General features: G+C 41.7%; 15 protein-coding genes. 1 reads left to right on the plus strand and 14 read right to left on the minus strand.

Annotated elements, in window-relative coordinates:
- Positions 1-33: 33 nt before the first annotated feature.
- Together J2736_RS19360 and J2736_RS19365 are read right to left on the minus strand one after the other, a co-directional pair.
- Complete coding sequence (locus J2736_RS19360) at positions 34-1,044, minus strand: 2-oxoacid:acceptor oxidoreductase family protein (protein ID WP_310500241.1); 1,011 nt, start codon at positions 1,042-1,044, stop codon at positions 34-36.
- 113 nt (positions 1,045-1,157) lie between these two features.
- On the minus strand, positions 1,158-1,325 hold the full coding sequence (locus J2736_RS19365; RefSeq protein ID WP_310500242.1) for a hypothetical protein: 168 nt from the start codon (positions 1,323-1,325) through the stop codon (positions 1,158-1,160).
- A 212-nt stretch (positions 1,326-1,537) separates the two neighbouring features.
- Between J2736_RS19365 and J2736_RS19370 the strand changes: the two genes are divergently transcribed.
- Positions 1,538-2,785 (plus strand): HAMP domain-containing sensor histidine kinase, encoded by a 1,248-nt coding sequence (locus J2736_RS19370; RefSeq protein WP_310500243.1) that lies wholly within the window; start codon positions 1,538-1,540, stop codon positions 2,783-2,785.
- A gap of 68 nt (positions 2,786-2,853) precedes the next feature.
- Here the strand turns inward: J2736_RS19370 and J2736_RS19375 are convergent, their stop codons facing one another.
- The 12 genes from J2736_RS19375 to rny all read right to left on the minus strand — a co-directional run bounded on the left by J2736_RS19375 (position 2,854) and on the right by rny (position 16,515).
- Positions 2,854-3,348, minus strand: a complete 495-nt coding sequence (locus J2736_RS19375) for a low molecular weight protein-tyrosine-phosphatase (protein ID WP_310500244.1) — start codon at positions 3,346-3,348, stop codon at positions 2,854-2,856.
- Positions 3,345-4,079 (minus strand): phosphonate ABC transporter ATP-binding protein, encoded by a 735-nt coding sequence (locus tag J2736_RS19380; RefSeq protein ID WP_310500245.1) that lies wholly within the window; start codon positions 4,077-4,079, stop codon positions 3,345-3,347. Before J2736_RS19380 ends, J2736_RS19375 begins: the two co-directional genes overlap by 4 nt.
- Positions 4,080-4,194: 115 nt before the next feature.
- Complete coding sequence (locus J2736_RS19385; protein ID WP_310500246.1) at positions 4,195-4,659, minus strand: YlbF/YmcA family competence regulator; 465 nt, start codon at positions 4,657-4,659, stop codon at positions 4,195-4,197.
- A gap of 34 nt (positions 4,660-4,693) precedes the next feature.
- Positions 4,694-6,280 carry a tRNA (N6-isopentenyl adenosine(37)-C2)-methylthiotransferase MiaB gene (gene miaB, locus J2736_RS19390; protein WP_310500247.1) on the minus strand — a complete coding sequence of 529 codons (1,587 nt, stop codon included), beginning with the start codon at positions 6,278-6,280 and terminating at the stop codon, positions 4,694-4,696.
- 151 nt (positions 6,281-6,431) lie between these two features.
- Complete coding sequence (locus J2736_RS19395) at positions 6,432-8,858, minus strand: EAL domain-containing protein (protein WP_310500248.1); 2,427 nt, start codon at positions 8,856-8,858, stop codon at positions 6,432-6,434.
- A gap of 263 nt (positions 8,859-9,121) precedes the next feature.
- Entirely contained in the window at positions 9,122-9,691 is a 570-nt protein-coding gene (gene pduL, locus J2736_RS19400; protein WP_310500249.1) for a phosphate propanoyltransferase, read from the minus strand.
- Between the two features lie 96 nt (positions 9,692-9,787).
- Entirely contained in the window at positions 9,788-10,654 is an 867-nt protein-coding gene (locus J2736_RS19405) for a 2-oxoacid:ferredoxin oxidoreductase subunit beta (RefSeq protein WP_310500250.1), read from the minus strand.
- Positions 10,642-12,390, minus strand: coding sequence for a 2-oxoacid:acceptor oxidoreductase subunit alpha (locus J2736_RS19410; protein WP_310500251.1), 1,749 nt, complete (start codon positions 12,388-12,390; stop codon positions 10,642-10,644). Before J2736_RS19410 ends, J2736_RS19405 begins: the two co-directional genes overlap by 13 nt.
- A gap of 208 nt (positions 12,391-12,598) precedes the next feature.
- On the minus strand, positions 12,599-13,540 hold the full coding sequence (locus J2736_RS19415; protein ID WP_310500252.1) for a dipeptidase: 942 nt from the start codon (positions 13,538-13,540) through the stop codon (positions 12,599-12,601).
- A 144-nt stretch (positions 13,541-13,684) separates the two neighbouring features.
- Complete coding sequence (locus tag J2736_RS19420) at positions 13,685-13,945, minus strand: stage V sporulation protein S (RefSeq protein ID WP_028558349.1); 261 nt, start codon at positions 13,943-13,945, stop codon at positions 13,685-13,687.
- Positions 13,946-14,057: 112 nt separating this feature from the next.
- Positions 14,058-14,852: a TIGR00282 family metallophosphoesterase gene (locus tag J2736_RS19425; RefSeq protein ID WP_310500253.1), complete on the minus strand. Its 795-nt coding sequence runs from the start codon at positions 14,850-14,852 to the stop codon at positions 14,058-14,060.
- Positions 14,853-14,976: 124 nt separating this feature from the next.
- On the minus strand, positions 14,977-16,515 hold the full coding sequence (rny, locus tag J2736_RS19430; RefSeq protein WP_028558347.1) for a ribonuclease Y: 1,539 nt from the start codon (positions 16,513-16,515) through the stop codon (positions 14,977-14,979).
- Between the last annotated feature and the right edge of the window lie 349 nt (positions 16,516-16,864).

The following is a 16,864-nucleotide window of genomic DNA, read 5'->3' on the forward strand; positions in this document are numbered from 1 at the left end:
CGTGTAGTTCCACCCTTCTCCCATAAATACTCTCTAAGAGTTTATAGCTAGATTGAAACGATGAGGCATGCGATTTAGATCAGCATAACCATCTTCTTCACGCTCACTAGAGAGCGCATCGGTTGGACAAGCCTGTACACATTTAAGACAACCTTTACAATACTGATAGTCTATGCCTTGCAGGAACATTTGGGGACGACCTTTTTTGTCAGGGAGCTCATCCCATACGAAACAAAAATCAGGACACACATTATCGCAAGAAGCGCAGTGAATACATTTATCTTCATGAAAATGCGGCATCATCCCTGCACGGGATATGCTTAAATCTTTCAATATACTATTACCAGGATTCGTAACCACACCACCGATAGGCTGCGTAGCGAAGCCCAAGACTGGGGTATCATACCGGACAAAATCTGGCATGGACTCCCCTTCTGGAAGCGCATACGTTTGGAAAACCACTTCGTTGAAGCCTCGATCGAAAGTCCGCAAAGCTGGAGCGACCGCAAGTGGGTATTTCTTCTCAAGAGACTTTCGTATTACACCACGCATGACATCCGGATCAAGGAAATCACATAATCTGAACATAGCACCTAACATCGCCATGTTAACGCGGTTTTTCTCTTCAAGTGAAATGCCAATTGCATCAATAACTGCAATCGTGCCCCCGCGAAGCTTCATCTTCGCTTTCAGTTCATCAGGTGTTTTGGTTGAATTTACTAACACGGTACTATCCTCATAGATGCCACTGATAACGTTTACAGTTTTGGAAAGTGATTCATGAAAAACACCTACAACATGCGGTCGTTCAACGGGCGATGTGTCCCGAATCTTCGTATCCATGTCACAAAATCGAATATGTGCTTTTACTGCAGAACCTTTCTTCTCAGACCCGTAGGACGAGAAACTGACACCGTTCAAACCAACGCCAACGACTCCTGCCTCTGCCAGCATCTTACCTGCTAGATTCGCGCCTAGACCGCCGATGGATTCCAGTCTTATCTCGAAAAAGCCGAGATCGTTCAATTTAGGTAAAGTTACCATGCTTGGTCTCCTTTCAAAAATGAACCGCATATAGAGTGAATAGTGTGAATAATAAATCTACTATTATTGTAACAAGAAATGGCTGGTAATCAACCTTTTTTTAAAATAGCCATTTAAAGCAAATAATCAATGATCAGTCCGCATTTTCCCAAATAAAAACTAAACGATTCCCGTTCTACTTCATTGTCACTCTCCCCTGCCTCACAATCCTCACAAACGTCTACATAATCGTCTTCAATCGGATTAAACACAACACCGCACACCTGTGAGCACAACCGCATTCACATCTCTCCTCGGCTTCAAATCCTTCAAATTTGTGAACGTTTGCAAGCTATGTTTTCTTTATTATACAGCGGTTTATACGTCAATGACTATAAGTCTTTATCAAATCTTTAGCATTCCAAACAGGGCAATTTACTTGATTCAATTTGCATTTGTGAGATAATGTAGAAACAATTACCTAATTGTCGATATATGGAAAGGATGCTTGTACTTGCTTCATTTCATCATTGCCAATGAGCTTCATAATCTCTTCTACATCTTGAGCGCTTCCCTCATACACCTTATTATTGCACCTCATTTCATGCACAAGGAACGGCAGTTAACTCTCTTTTTCGCATGCATACTAGGCACCTTTATTTTCTTATACTGGAACTTTGCGGACATAGATCCTCTGATCTACTCACTACAACTAGTACCTGTCTGTTTGCTCTTTGTTACTTTAAGCGTCGGCATCGTACCAGCGATCATGACCTGGATCGTTTTTAATATGGGTTGCATGTTCGTGCTCAACTATTATTGGGAACCCGCTTTGCTAAGCAGCACATTTTTACTCATTCTCGGCTTTCTAGTTCGAAATCGTGTAACTCATGCTTCATTGCTGATAAAACTAACGTATGCAACGGCCATTCTTCTCGTGTATGAACTCTTATATGCGCCCCTCGCACCCTATGTCTTAGCTCCAATTTCCTTATATGCTAGCTATGTAATCGGTTGTGCTTTCATCTCGCTATGGATTATGATCGCTATACTTTATTTTATTAACAAATATGAAATGCAGCGCAATCGTATCACTCATTTAGATAAAAATCGCATGCTCGCAGAGTTGTCTGCTACCGTCTCACATGAAATCCGCAATCCCTTAACTTCTACGCGTGGTTTTCTTCAATTACTACTGAGATCAGACCTATCAAATACCGATCGCAGACGTTATGTTGACTATGCTTTAACCGGCGTGGACCAAGCCATAAGCCTGCTAACAGATTTTCTCAACTTTGCAAAGCCATCGCTTAATTTACAGGAACAACTTGATATTAAAGAAGAGCTAGAACACACCATTCGGTTTATTACACCCTACGCCATTGACTTTAAAATTACGATAGATATCTCGCATGATAGTGAAGCACCTCTTTATATTCTTGGTGAGTCTCAGAAGCTTCGTCAATGCCTACTCAATCTCGTCAAGAATGCAATTGAAGCTATGCCCAATGGCGGCAGGCTGTCATTACGTACATGTAAACATCCCAGTGCTGTACAGATCTCGATTGAAGACACGGGAGTCGGTATGACGGATAAGCAATTAAGCGCCTTGGGCAAGCCTTACTATACGACTAAGGAGCATGGGACTGGTCTTGGACTTGTTGTCGTCATCAGCTTAATCAAAAAAATGAATGGCAAAATTTCTTTCTCTAGCTCTCTCAACCGTGGAACACAATGTTCGATTGTTTTCCAGCAATACTAACCCATGTCAAAAAAGCAAGCTAGACAAGAGTTTTCTCTTTTCTAGCTTGCTTTTTTATGATGATTAAGTCACTCTGTTACCAACTTCTCTTTCTCCACGATAAAAGCAAGCAAACGACTGCAGCTTTCCACTACCATCTCATATACTTCTTGAAACTTCCCCGTATAGTAGGGATCCGGTACATCGGTCGTCATCGGTTTATTCCTGGAGAACTCTAATAGTTTATGTATAGCTGCGTGCTTGGTATCTCCCACTAATTCAGGAGCAAATGATGCCAGATTGACGACATTACTTTCATCCATCGCTATGATATAAGTAAATTGATGGAAATCATCTGAACGAACCTGCCTCGCTTGTAGACCCTCATAACTGATCTCATGAGCGTCAAGAATATCGCGTGTACCTTGATGTGGGGGATGACCAATATGCCAGTCTCCAGTACCCGCTGAATCAATGGAGATGACAGCCTCAAGTCCTGCTTCCTTCACTTGATGACGAAACACGGCTTCCGCCATTGGCGATCGGCAAATATTGCCCAAACAAACGAATAACACCTTAATCATATTTGACCAAAAACAAGCATTTTTTCGTTCAATGTGAGTGGTCGAGCTGGAATATCTAATACGATTCGACCTTCCGACACACCCCAGATTCTAGTTGCGAATCGCTCAGCGAGTTCAACCTTGTGCAGTGTTGCGATAACCGTCATGTTCCGGTCTTTGCACAATGACTTCAAATCTTGCAAAATGTACTCTGTAGACTTCGGATCAAGTCCAGATACCGGCTCATCGGCCACTAGCACCTTAGGGCCAAGAATCAATGCTTTTGCAATGGCAACACGTTGCTGCTCTCCACCGCTAAGCTGACCAACTTTCTTTTCTCCTTTATCCAGCAAACCAACTTTCTCTAAGTACTCCATACTATCGATTTTTTCATTTCTCGATGATAAGCCTGTAACCATCCGAAGTGGGGCTTGATACACCCTCCCCATCAACACATTCTTGACAGCGCTTTTATTCCGATTTAGAAAAGGTTTCTCTTCGAGGTAAGCGAAATCTTTGCCTAATTTAAAACGATCCCATGGACCTGGTTTCGTAATATCATTCGAATTATAGATGAGCTGACCGCTTGTCCATTTCTCTTGATGACTAATACAACGAAGAAGCGTTGTCTTCCCGCTGCCACTGCTGCCGATTACGGCAATAAATTCACCTGCATCTACTTGAAAACTCACTTGCGATAGGACCTGAATGTCCGGAGGAAATACTTTATTTAAGTTTCGAACTGTCAGCATGACAACTCTCCTTCACGTAAGTCCATATAATTTCTATTGTTTTGAAAAAATCGCCACTCAAGTAAGCCATTGCTGTGCTCGTTGATGGCGATTTCTTACCTTCTACATGGCAAACTTAGTCACAAGAAGTCGGTGCTTCCGCCGCGCCAGCTTCAACATTAATTTTATCCGAAATCGTGTCTCTGACGACTGACATAACCAGTTGAAGCAAATAGTTAATATCCTCTTGCGTTTGTTTAAACTCATTCACAATCGGAATGCCGTCTAATTCGTCTTGAAGAACTTCGATTTCACCCTCGATTTTTTCCACCATTTTCTTGTTTTGGAACGTTTCGAAAGCAACAATCTCTTTTTGCTTTTTCTTAATCGAACTGATTAACCCTTGGATATCCGGATTTGTAGCGATTTGCTTCTCCGCTTTTTGATAGAACTGAACTTCATTAGAAGTTGTCAGCAAAGCAGCTAACTCCTTCGCTTTTGCCAAAATATCTTCACGAACGATCATTTCTGTATTCGTAAACTCCTCAACTTGAAATGCATGAGGCTGATTATCATTATGTGCATGATCACATTGGGACATTTCTTAACACGCTCCTATTATCCTGATCGAAATTTTAGACGGAAATTTGAAGAGGCTTTTGTACAATTTCACCTTTCAGAATCCACGTTTGTGCATGAGTCACTTTCACATCAATGATTTGACCAATTAAGGAAGGATCTCCTGTGAAATGGATAAGCTTATTCGTTCTAGTACGACCAGCAAGCACATCGCTATTGGTCTTACTCTCACCTTCAACCAAGACCTCAACAATTTGATTTAACAAGCGCTCATTACTGTCCTTACTTAATTTATTAACCAACTCATTCAAACGGTATAATCGTTGTTTCTTCACTTCCATGGGAACGTTATCTTCCATCTCAGCGGCTGGTGTCCCTACGCGAGGCGAATAAATGAACGTAAATGCAAAATCAAAGCCAACTTCCTCGTACAATGTCATCGTATCCTCGAACTGCTCATCCGTCTCACCGGGGAAACCAACGATAATATCCGTAGTTAACACGACATCCGGCATTGTCGCTTTAATTTTACCTGCAAGCTGCAAATAATGATCTCGCGAATACTTCCTGCTCATCCGTTTCAACACTTCGGTATTTCCCGCTTGTACAGGTAAATGGATATGCTCAACGAGATTGCCTCGTTTGCCAAGCACCTCAATCAAGCGGTCATCGAAATCGCGCGGATGCGAAGTCGTGAAACGAATACGTGGAACATCAATCTTGCGAATATCGTCCATTAAATCAGCGAAAGTGTACGTTATATCTTCAAAGTCTTTGCCATAAGCATTGACATTCTGTCCAAGAAGCGTAATTTCCTGAAAGCCTTGACGAGCCAAATCACTGACTTCTGCCAAAACATCCTGCGGTCTACGGCTTCGCTCTTTACCACGTGTATATGGAACAATACAGTACGTACAGAACTTATCACAACCGTACATAATGTTAACCCAAGCACGGATACCTTCCCGTTTTTTGGGGAGATTTTCAACGATATCGCCTTCTTTGGACCATACTTCTACAACCATTTCTTTATCGAAATAGGCATCCTTCAAAAGGCTTGGCAAACGATGAATATTATGTGTACCGAAAATCATATCAACAAAAGCATGTTTTTGCATGATACGATTAACAACCGATTCTTCTTGCGACATACATCCGCATACCCCAAGAATCAAACCTGGCTTCTGTGCTTTCAATGTTTTCAAATGTCCAAGCTCACCGAACACTTTATCCTCGGCATTCTCCCGAATCGCACATGTATTCAGTAAAATGACATCTGCTAGCTGCTTGTCTTCTGTGGCTGTATAGCCCATTTGTTCGAAAAGACCCTTCATCACTTCGGTGTCATGCTCATTCATTTGACAACCATAAGTAGTGATCAGATAAAATTTATCCGCTCCAAACTGCTGCATATCTTCCGGAATTGCGAAATCGTAATGAACCTGAATGTCCTCTTTACCACGTTGCTTCTCATCCTTATAATTGGGTGCAGAATTGATTTGGATATTCCGACCTTTAATTCGATACGTTGTTTTACCCTCTTCTTGGCTTAACACTTTCGCATCCGAGAAGTCAAAGTATTTGGAGTAATCCTTAACCTTGTCGGATTTTAAGTCCGATGTATTTTGGTTCTCCTTTGACATGATGAACTCACTTCCCTTTATCTATAAATATAGCTCTTAATTGTATTAACCCAATATCAAATTATAGCACAAAAGCTACCTGTATATCCATATGGGTTCCATAACACGCAGAATAGAAAAACCTCCTCAATAGAGGAGGCATTAAATTGGATTACCCATACGTATATTGTTGCTTAATAATACTCGTCATCTCTTTAGCGGGAACCGGCCGACTAAATAAGTAGCCTTGCGCTTCATTGCATTCACGCTGTGATAAAAATTGCAGCTGTTCCTTCGTCTCTACGCCTTCTGCAATTACCTTCAAATCCAAATTATGTGCCATTGAAATAATCGTATGTACGAGTGCAGCATCCTTGATATCATCAAACATATTTCGAGTAAACGATTGATCGATCTTTAAGCTGTCGATTGGGAAAAGTTTCAGATAATTTAAGGAAGAATAACCCGTACCGAAATCATCAATCGATAAAAAGATACCCATTAGTTTAAGTTCGTGCATCGTTTCTATCGCATACTTGGAATCTTGAATAATACTTTCCGTCAGCTCAAGTTCTAAGTATTCGGGATTTAGCCCAGACTCGTCTAACGCTTTACTCACGATATCTATTAAATTACTTTGCTTAAATTGCCTAGATGAGATGTTAACGGCCATACGGAGAGGAGCAAAACCTTGATCCTGCCAATCTTTATTTTGACGACAAGCCTCATTGAGCACCCATTCACCAATTGGAATGATTAATCCAGTTTCTTCTGCTAAAGGAATGAATTCTGTCGGTGATATAGGCCCCCACTCTGGATGTTGCCATCGAATTAGTGCTTCCACACCGATAATCTTGCCCGAATTCACGTCAATTTGCGGCTGGTAATACACATTAAACTCATTTCGCTCCAAAGCTTTGCGCAGTCCGATTTCCATCTGCATTTTTTTGGTCACAGTCTCGTTCATTTCTGGTGTGTAAAACTGGAAGTTATTCTTACCATGTTCTTTCACCCGATACATCGCTGTATCTGCATTCTTGATTAATGTCTCAATATCTCCACCATCCGATGGATATAAGCTAATTCCGATTGAAGGAGTAACAAATAATTCATGTTCAAGGATGTTAAACGATTCTGAGAAAATACGAACCATTTTGGTCGCATTCTTTATCATTTCATCTGTGGTCGTGTTCGCCCAAAGAACAATAAATTCATCGCCACCCTGACGCGATACCGTATCTCCTTTACCGATGTTAGCCTCAAATCGTTTCGCTACATCAATCAGTAATTTATCGCCCATGGCATGACCGAGTGTGTCATTAATATACTTAAATCGATCCAGATCAATAAACATAATACCAATGATTTGTTGATTCTCATAAGCTTGATCTAAGGCAAGTTCAAGACGGTCATTCAATAGTAGACGATTCGGTAGACCCGTTAGGGGATCTCGATATACCATCTGATTAATTTTCTCTTCAGTTCTTTTTCTTTCTGAAATATCTCGAATGATACAGCTGAAATACGTGCTGCCTTCTTCTTTCCAAACGGCAAGAGAAAGCTCAACTGGCAGCTCCGATTGATCTTTTCTTAACCCTTGCAACTCATGCGTTCGCCCTAGCTCATTGGGATCTTGCGTAGTTAGAAGCTTCTCCAACCGTTCTTGATGAATAGCTAAGTAGCGATTTGGAAAAATAGTTCGCAGCTTTTCACCAATAAGCTCCCCTTCCTCGTAACCAAAAATAAGGGATGCTCCTTTATTCCATGAAATGATTGTTCCATTGTCATCCGCCAAAATAATGGCATCATGAGCTGATTCTACGACAGAGCGAAATCTTTTCTCCGACATCAATAGTTGAGACTCGAAACGTTTATCAATAAACGTGCTGATAAAGGCTAGCCCAAGAATGAACAAAACACCAAAGCCTATAAGATACGCTAATAAGGACGTATTGAATGTAAGATCTGTAACTGTATGTGCATGTTCATGCTTGAAAGTTGCAGCCGCCATCCCTGTATAGTGCATACCACAAATTGCTACACCCATCACCAAGGAACTTCCTAATTTTTTTAATAGGATTCGCGGGGAACTTGCATTCTGCTTAATAGAGAAAAGTAACAGAAGTGCTACCAGTGAAACAACGTAGGCAATAACGGCTGAGAGCACCCATAAAAAGGGATTATAGACAATTGTAGCGCCCATTACCATGGCTTCCATGCCAATATAATGCATAGAAACAATACCAGTAGCAATAAATGTTGCCCCGATAAACACGTGTGATTTGTGCATAATAGGCCGGCTGATAATGTGTAGCGCTAACCAAGATGCAAATAACGCGGGTATTATCGAATAAATGACGGTAGACAGTTGATAGGTGACAGCTATTGGCAAATGAAATGCTAACATGGCAACAAAATGCATCGACCAAATGCCCATGCCCATGGCAAAAGCTCCACCAGCTAACCAAGCTTGTCTCGCAGAACCTTTGGCCTTATGAATTCGAATGCCAAGATCCAACGCAGCAAATGAGGCTAAAATGGCGATAAGAATGGAGAAGATGACGAGTGGAACGTGATACGTACTAGAGATTGTTTCCAAGAAAGTGTCTCCTAACTATAGGCAATAGTAATAACAAACCACAGGAGTCATAGGTTCTGTAGACAACTATCTTACCATGATTTACATACAGCCACTATATCTTTCGTCGAAAAAACTCGAAATCTTGCAATTCTTACATCAGAACGTAATTTCCTAGGAAAAAATCAAATAAAAAACATCCTTACACATGTCTGTCATAAGGATGTTTGTAAATTAGCTTCATTCAAATGATTAATCTAGCTAATGATTAATGACGCTAATCTTTAAAGAAGTAGTTCTGCTTCATCCCCTGTTTTAACGCCTGCTGCATTTCCTTCATCCGTATCGATATGCATATCCAATGCAAATTGGTCCGATACACGTGCAATCACATCTTCAAAAATCAAGGGACGTTCACCACGTAATTTCACTCGAAGGAGCTGTTTATCCTGAATTCCCCACTGCTTCGCATCGGAAGTATGGAAATGGATATGTCTTGCAGCTACGATAACGCCCTTTTCTAAAGTAACTTCGCCTTTGGGGCCAATTACACGCAAGCCAGGTGTATCATCAATGTGCCCGGATTCACGTACCGGTGGATGAATCCCTAAGGAGAATGCATCTGTGCGTGAAACTTCAATTTGTGTTTGCGGACGTACGGGACCTAGAATCCTAACTTTATCGAATTGTCCTTTAGGACCTACAATCGCAACCGTTTCTTGCGCCGCGTACTGCCCTGGCTGTGAAAGATCTTTGAATACAGAAAGCTCATATCCTTCGCCAAAGAGTGTTGCTAAATCCGTTTTAGACAAGTGTATGTGTCTTGCTGAAACTCCAATAGGAATTAGGAGCATGGTTTAAACTTCCTCTCATCACGTCATAAATGTCAGTATTGCCGCTCAACAAAAAAGACATACGGAATTTCACCGTATGCCTTCGTCGGAAATTGTTTATTTGAACTCAGTAAGCAATTTACTGAAGTCAGCTTCGGAAAGCTTAAGATCTTGTTTCGAAAGACCTTCTTTAGCAAATAAAGGAAGAGAATCTTCATAACTCTTCTTCTCTTTGTTTTGGTAGATGATACCTGTAAGCATGGAGTTTGTTTCCATGATTTTCGTCATCGCCATAACACGGTTCGTGTAATCATAGTCTGGAATTTCGTCCAAATCTACGATGTTCTCTTTGAACCAGTCATAGGTGTTTACTTTGTTGAAAGTTACACATGGACTGAATACGTTGATCAAAGAGAAACCTTTGTGGTTCAAACCAGCTTCGATAACAGCAGTTAACTGTTTTAAGTTACTGGAAAAGGATTGAGCTACGAAGGAAGCACCAGCTGCCATTGCGATTTCTAGTGGTGAGATAGCAGACTCGACAGTTCCTGATGGAACAGATTTCGTTTTGAAACCTTCCGCACTACGCGGGGATGCTTGACCTTTTGTCAAACCGTAGATTTGGTTATCCATTACAATGTAAGTAACATCAATGTTACGACGAATAGCATGAACAGTGTGTCCCATACCAATTGCAAAGCCGTCTCCGTCTCCACCTGAAGCAATAACTGTCAAATCGCGGTTAGCCATTTTCACGCCTTGTGCGATAGGCAGGGATCTTCCGTGAATACCGTGGAATCCGTATGCATTGATGTAACCAGAGATACGTCCGGAACATCCGATACCTGAAACGATTGCTAAGTTTTCTGGCTCCAAGCCAACGTTAGCTGAAGCACGTTGAATTGCCGCTTGTACGGAGAAATCTCCGCAACCTGGACACCAGTTAGGCTTTACATTGTTACGAAAGTCTTTTAATGTTGCCATGCTAAAGTCAACTCCTTACATTTTTGTTCAATTTCTGCAGGTAAGAAAGGATTACCGTTGTATTTAAGTACGTTCTTAATTTTATCTGCGTGGCCAACATGCAATTTAATTTGATCAGCCAATTGACCTGTAGCGTTATTCTCTACTACGATAACTTGCTTCGCTTTTTCAATAAGCGGACGCAGTTGTTCAGCAGGAAACGGATGAATCAAACGTACAGTTGCATGATTCGTTTTGATGCCTTCCAAATCAACGCGACGTCTAGCTTCGTCAATTGTTCCACCTGTTGAACCCATACCAATAATAAGAAGGTCTGGATTTTCGTGAGGAGCATCAGCTTTAATTGCATCTGTCACTTGAATGTGTTTCAACTTCTCAAGACGCTTATCCATCATACGTTGGCGGTTCTCAGTGCTTTCAGAAGGACGACCCGTTTGGTCATGCTCTACACCTGTAACATGGTGAATACCGTTTTTAACGCCTGGGATCACACGAGGTGATACACCATTCTCAGTGAATTCATAACGTTTGAACAGTTGGTTAGGTTCTTGTTCAGGAGCTTCAGTAACTAGTGCTCCGCGGTCAATGACAATGCGATTATAATCTAACATTTCTGCGGATTGCTTACCTAGCGATAGTTGAAGATCTGTCATAAGAATAACTGGAACTTGATATTTCTCAGCAAGGTTGAAAGCTTCAATTGTATCGTAGAAACACTCTTCAATCGTACTTGGGGAAAGAACGATTTTCGGGATCTCACCGTGAGTACCGTAAACCATTGCGTTCAAGTCAGATTGTTCTTGTTTAGTTGGAAGTCCTGTACTTGGACCACCACGTTGCGTATCGATGATAACAACGGGCTGTTCGGTCATACCGGCAAGACCAATTGCTTCCATCATCAAGGAAAGTCCAGGACCTGCAGATGCAGTCAATGCACGAGCGCCAGCGTAGTTAGCACCAATTGCCATAGTTACTGCAGCAATCTCATCTTCGGTTTGAATAACTGTACCACCCATTTTAGGAAGTACTTTTTGCAAGTATTCCATAACTTCGGATGCTGGTGTAATTGGGTAAGCAGGCATGAAGCGGCAACCTGCGGCAACAGCTCCAAGTGCCATCGCATCATTACCGATCATGAACAATTTTTGTTGTCCGTCAGCAGGCTCAAGTTGGAAGTCAGCGATTGGGCCGCCAGCAAGTTCTAGTACGGATTCCGCACCTTTACGAACTGCCTCAATGTTCTTCTCAACAACAGCTGCGCCTTTACGGCCAAACTCTTCTTCAACAGCTTTATTAAACACGTCAATCGGCAGGCCAAGTAGAGCCCATGAAGCGCCTGACGCGGCCATGTTCTTAAATAGGGACGTTCCTAATTCCTCTGCGATTGCAGTAATCGGCACTGGGAACAATCTAGCTTTAATTCCTTCAGGTAAAACAGGGTTAAATTTAGCATCCGCAACGATAACACCATTGTCGCGAAGTTCGTGTGCGTTGAAATCGATACTTTCTTGGTCAAAAGCAACAAGAATATCTAAATCGTCTGAAATTGCGCGAATCGGTTTGGTGCTGATGCGAATCTTGTTATTTGTATGTCCCCCCTTAATCCGTGAAGAGAAATGACGGTACCCATACAAATAGTAACCGAGACGGTTCAATGCAGTAGAGAAAATGCGGTCTGTACTTTCGACCCCTTCACCCTGCTGACCTCCGATTTTCCAAGATAACTGACTAATCACCGTACGTCCACTCCTTTTGATTGTAGCTGCGTGAAGAAAATTTGATAAGCTGATTGTTTAGTAATTTAAGATGTTCAATAAAAAAATTCTTTCACTTGTCATCCAAATTCTATGCCTTTACAGAGTAAATTGCAAGAGGTTTCAGCGTTTCTAAAAGATAGAGTTTTTAGATTGTATCCATATCAATATTAGATCGATTCTTAATTATTCATTTCGGAAGGTTACGTAACATGAAATTCCGCCAATTTCCATACAAAAACGCCTCCACCTGCGACTCCGTATAGTTTTTACACAAAGCTTCTATAATATTTCCGTAATCTCCAACATGTCTTAAATCTTTTACCCACTGTTCGATTCCATCAAAATCAGAGCCAAACCCGACATGGGACTCTCCGCCTAATGCACAGATATGATCGATATGTTTCAGTATCGAAGAAATCTGCACTGTCGATTTGGCGTTATCCAGAAAGTAAGGAACGAAGGTTATACCCATCAATCCTTTACATTGTATGATAGTTTTGATTTGATCATCTGATAAATTTCTTGGATGAGGACATAGATGATAAGCGTTTGAGTGTGAAGCTATAAACGGTTTCTTGTACAACTCAACGAGCTCCCAGAATCCTGCAACAGAAAGATGGGACACATCGACTATTATACCCATACTTTCGATTTCTTTTAACATGAGCTTCCCTTTTTTTGTAAATCCACCTTTTCGCTGCTCCATGATGCCGTCAGCTGCCCAATTCGCGTAGTTCCATGTGACTCCAGCACAGCGAACGCCTAAATGATAAAGAATATGTAAGTATGTAAAATTGCCAGCGAGTGCATCCATCCCTTCTAATGTCAAGACGGCACCTATCTCCTCGGTCTGCTCGATAGCTAACCAATCCGAAGCGGATTGGATGAATCTCATTTGAGGATGGCTTGTCACCTTCTGATGAAAGATATCTATCATTTGTAAGATATGATCAAAACTTGGGTTAGGGATGGATTCTGAGAGATAGATCGCAAAAAATTGCACCTTTACACCCGCCTTCTGCAACTTCGGAAAGCTTACATCCAGCTCTAACACATCCTGATTAAAGTCAAGCTTCGTTTGCTGATATAATTTTGTTAATGCATCACAATGTCCATCTACAATTTTCATCCTATTCTCACCTCTCCACATCAAAATTAAGTATCTAGACAGCACAAAAACCTCTATACAGAGGTTTCATAGGTACTGTGATAACATTTCGTTTGAACTGGTTGTCAGTCATGAAAGTCAACACTTATACAGTTGCCTTACCGTCTACCGAGGCTCGACAATCAATTTAATAGCTGTCCGGTCCTCCCCATCAATAACGATATCCGTGAAGGCTGGTACACATATTAAGTCGACTCCACTAGGCGCCACAAATCCTCTTGCGATAGCTACTGCTTTGATGGCTTGGTTCAATGCGCCTGCACCTATCGCTTGAAGCTCAGCGGCTCCACGCTCACGCAATACGCCTGCCAATGCACCTGCTACGGAGTTTGGATTGGATTTTGCTGAAACTTTTAACACATCCATGAATAGTACCTCCTCGGAAATGATGGATAGCTTCCAATACCCATCTTATTCGCAAGGTTGACTAAACATGCTACTTCCCCCATTATTACTGATGCCACATTCCAGCTAGTAATTAGTCCATGAATACTTGATCTTCATCATAGCGAATCAAATTAATGCCCTTCGCCAGTCCTGTCTGATCGTTTAATTCAATGACAACTGCATGGAAATGCCATTTCCCCTCATCCGTAATGAAACGAACAGGAAGCTGTGTTTTGAACTTCTGGAGCACAGCATTACGTTCTACCCCAAGAATGCCATCACGAGGCCCTACCATCCCCACATCCGTCACATAAGCTGTTCCTTGAGGTAATACTCGGTTATCATTCGTTTGTACGTGTGTATGCGTCCCTACGACCGCAGACACCTTGCCATCCAAATGCCATCCCATAGCGATTTTTTCCGAAGTCGCTTCCGCGTGAAAATCAACAAATACAAATTTATGTTTTTTCTTATCGCCTTCCAAAATTTCATCCACTTTGCGGAATGGACAATCAATAGGTGGCAAGAATGTTCGTCCTTGTAAATTAATAATAAGAAGTTCTTGATCCTTCACTTTGATTACGGTATGCCCCTTACCAGGAGTCCCAGGCGGGAAGTTCGCAGGACGAACCATTTTATCGTCTCTATCAATAAAATCGAAGATTTCCTTTTGATCCCAAGTGTGATTACCCATTGTAATCGCCTGAATGCCCATTTCATAGATTTCTTTCGCAATGGCTGCTGTAATTCCTTTGCCCGCGGCAGCATTCTCCCCGTTAGCAATGAACACCGCATGGGGATGTAATTGCTTTAATCTTGGCATGATATTTTTCAAAGCTTTTCTTCCAACAGAACCAACGATGTCACCAATAAATACAATTTTCATAACGTAAAACTAGCTCCTTTATATGACCGAATGCTCCCAAGTTTAAGTTACCTTGATGATGATCTTTATTCAGCCTTGAAAATAAGGAAAAGTGGCTATAATAGCCACTTTTCGCATCTAATTCTTATTTAGCGTATTCAACTGCTCTTGTCTCACGAATGACCGTAACCTTAATATGTCCTGGATAATCGAGTTCACCCTCGATTTTCTTCGTAATATCACGGGCTAAACGGAACGCTTCAGTGTCATCCACTTTCTCTGGCTGCACCATGACACGAACTTCGCGACCTGCTTGAATGGCGTATGATTTCTCAACACCTTCAAATGATTCTGAAATCTCTTCCAGCTTCTCAAGACGCTTGATATACGTTTCTAGCGTTTCTCTACGAGCACCTGGTCTCGCTGCTGACAATGCGTCTGCAGCACCGACTAGCATGGCAATAACAGAGGTTGCCTCCACGTCACCGTGATGTGAAGCGATACTGTTAATAACGATTGGATGCTCTTTGTATTTCTTCCCAATCTCAACACCGATTTCGACGTGAGACCCTTCAACTTCATGGTCTAATGCTTTACCAATGTCATGAAGCAGCCCGGCACGTTTCGCCAAAGTTACGTCTACCCCGAGCTCTCCGGCCATTAAACCAGCCAGATACGCTACTTCCATGGAATGTTTCAACACGTTTTGACCGTAACTTGTTCTGAACTTCAGGCGCCCCAAAATTTTGATCAAGTCAGGATGCAATCCGTGTACCCCAACCTCAAACGTCGCTTGCTCCCCATATTCGCGGATACGTTCGTCCACTTCTTTGCGGGACTTCTCAACCATCTCTTCGATACGTGCAGGATGAATACGTCCATCCGCCACAAGTTTCTCAAGTGATGTGCGAGCAATTTCACGACGGATTGGGTCAAATCCTGATAAGATTACTGCTTCAGGTGTATCATCAATGATGAGATCAATACCAGTCAATGTTTCCAAAGCACGGATATTTCTACCTTCACGACCGATAATACGGCCTTTCATTTCTTCATTCGGCAACGAGACAACGGATACCGTAGTCTCAGCTACGTGGTCTGCAGCACAACGCTGAATAGCAAGTGTGATGATCTCACGCGCTTTCTTATCGCCCTCTTCTTTGGCTTGTTGTTCGATCTCTTTGATAAGTTGTGCTGTTTCATGGCGAACTTCTTGCTCTACATTTGTAAGAATAATACTCTTCGCTTCTTCCATTGTAAGACCAGAAATTCGTTCCAATTCGGAAACTTGGCTTTTATACAACTGATCAATTTGGGTTTGTGTATCCTCGATTCGCTTCTCTTTGTTGGCTACTAACTCTTCTTTACGCTCGAGAGACTCTAATTTTTTATCCAGCGATTCCTCTTTTTGCAACAATCGTCTTTCTTGTCGTTGAATTTCATTCCGACGTTCACGAATGTCTTTTTCAGCTTCGGACCTTAGTTTGTGGACTTCGTCCTTTGCTTCCAGAACCGTTTCTTTTTTCAGTGCTTCTGCTTCCTTTTTGGCAGATTCTCTTATCTGCTCAGCGGCTGTTTCAGCACTGGAAATTTTCGCTTCTGCAAGAGATTTACGGATAAAATAACCAATCCCTAAGCATGCAGCTCCAACAACGAGAATGATCGCGATCCAGATGGCAGTCATCTTGTTCACCTCCTCGTTGGTTTCTCCAAGGTGTTAGCCTGGGGTACCTTCGGTTTTTTAATCCGATTCAATTGTTTGACTAGTCATACATACCCTTCATCAAGTAAGAGTATGGCTTTTAAATGAATGCGCACAGTGCGTTAGGGCACTATAGTGCTAATAATCCATAATCAACAGCGTAAAAATTGGCGGTTTTTACAGCTGCTCTCTCAAAATCAATGAAATTAGTATGATTTTGAATACATTATGAAAATATACACTGTTATTTTATCTTTTGTCGAAGAAGCTTGTCAAGCGAATGTCCAAGAGTTGATTATTTAGACCCAAAATCCACCAAATTATTAATTAA

The sequence above is a fragment of the Paenibacillus qinlingensis genome (assembly GCF_031455095.1).
In the GTDB taxonomy this organism is placed as follows: domain Bacteria; phylum Bacillota; class Bacilli; order Paenibacillales; family NBRC-103111; genus Paenibacillus_E; species Paenibacillus_E qinlingensis_A.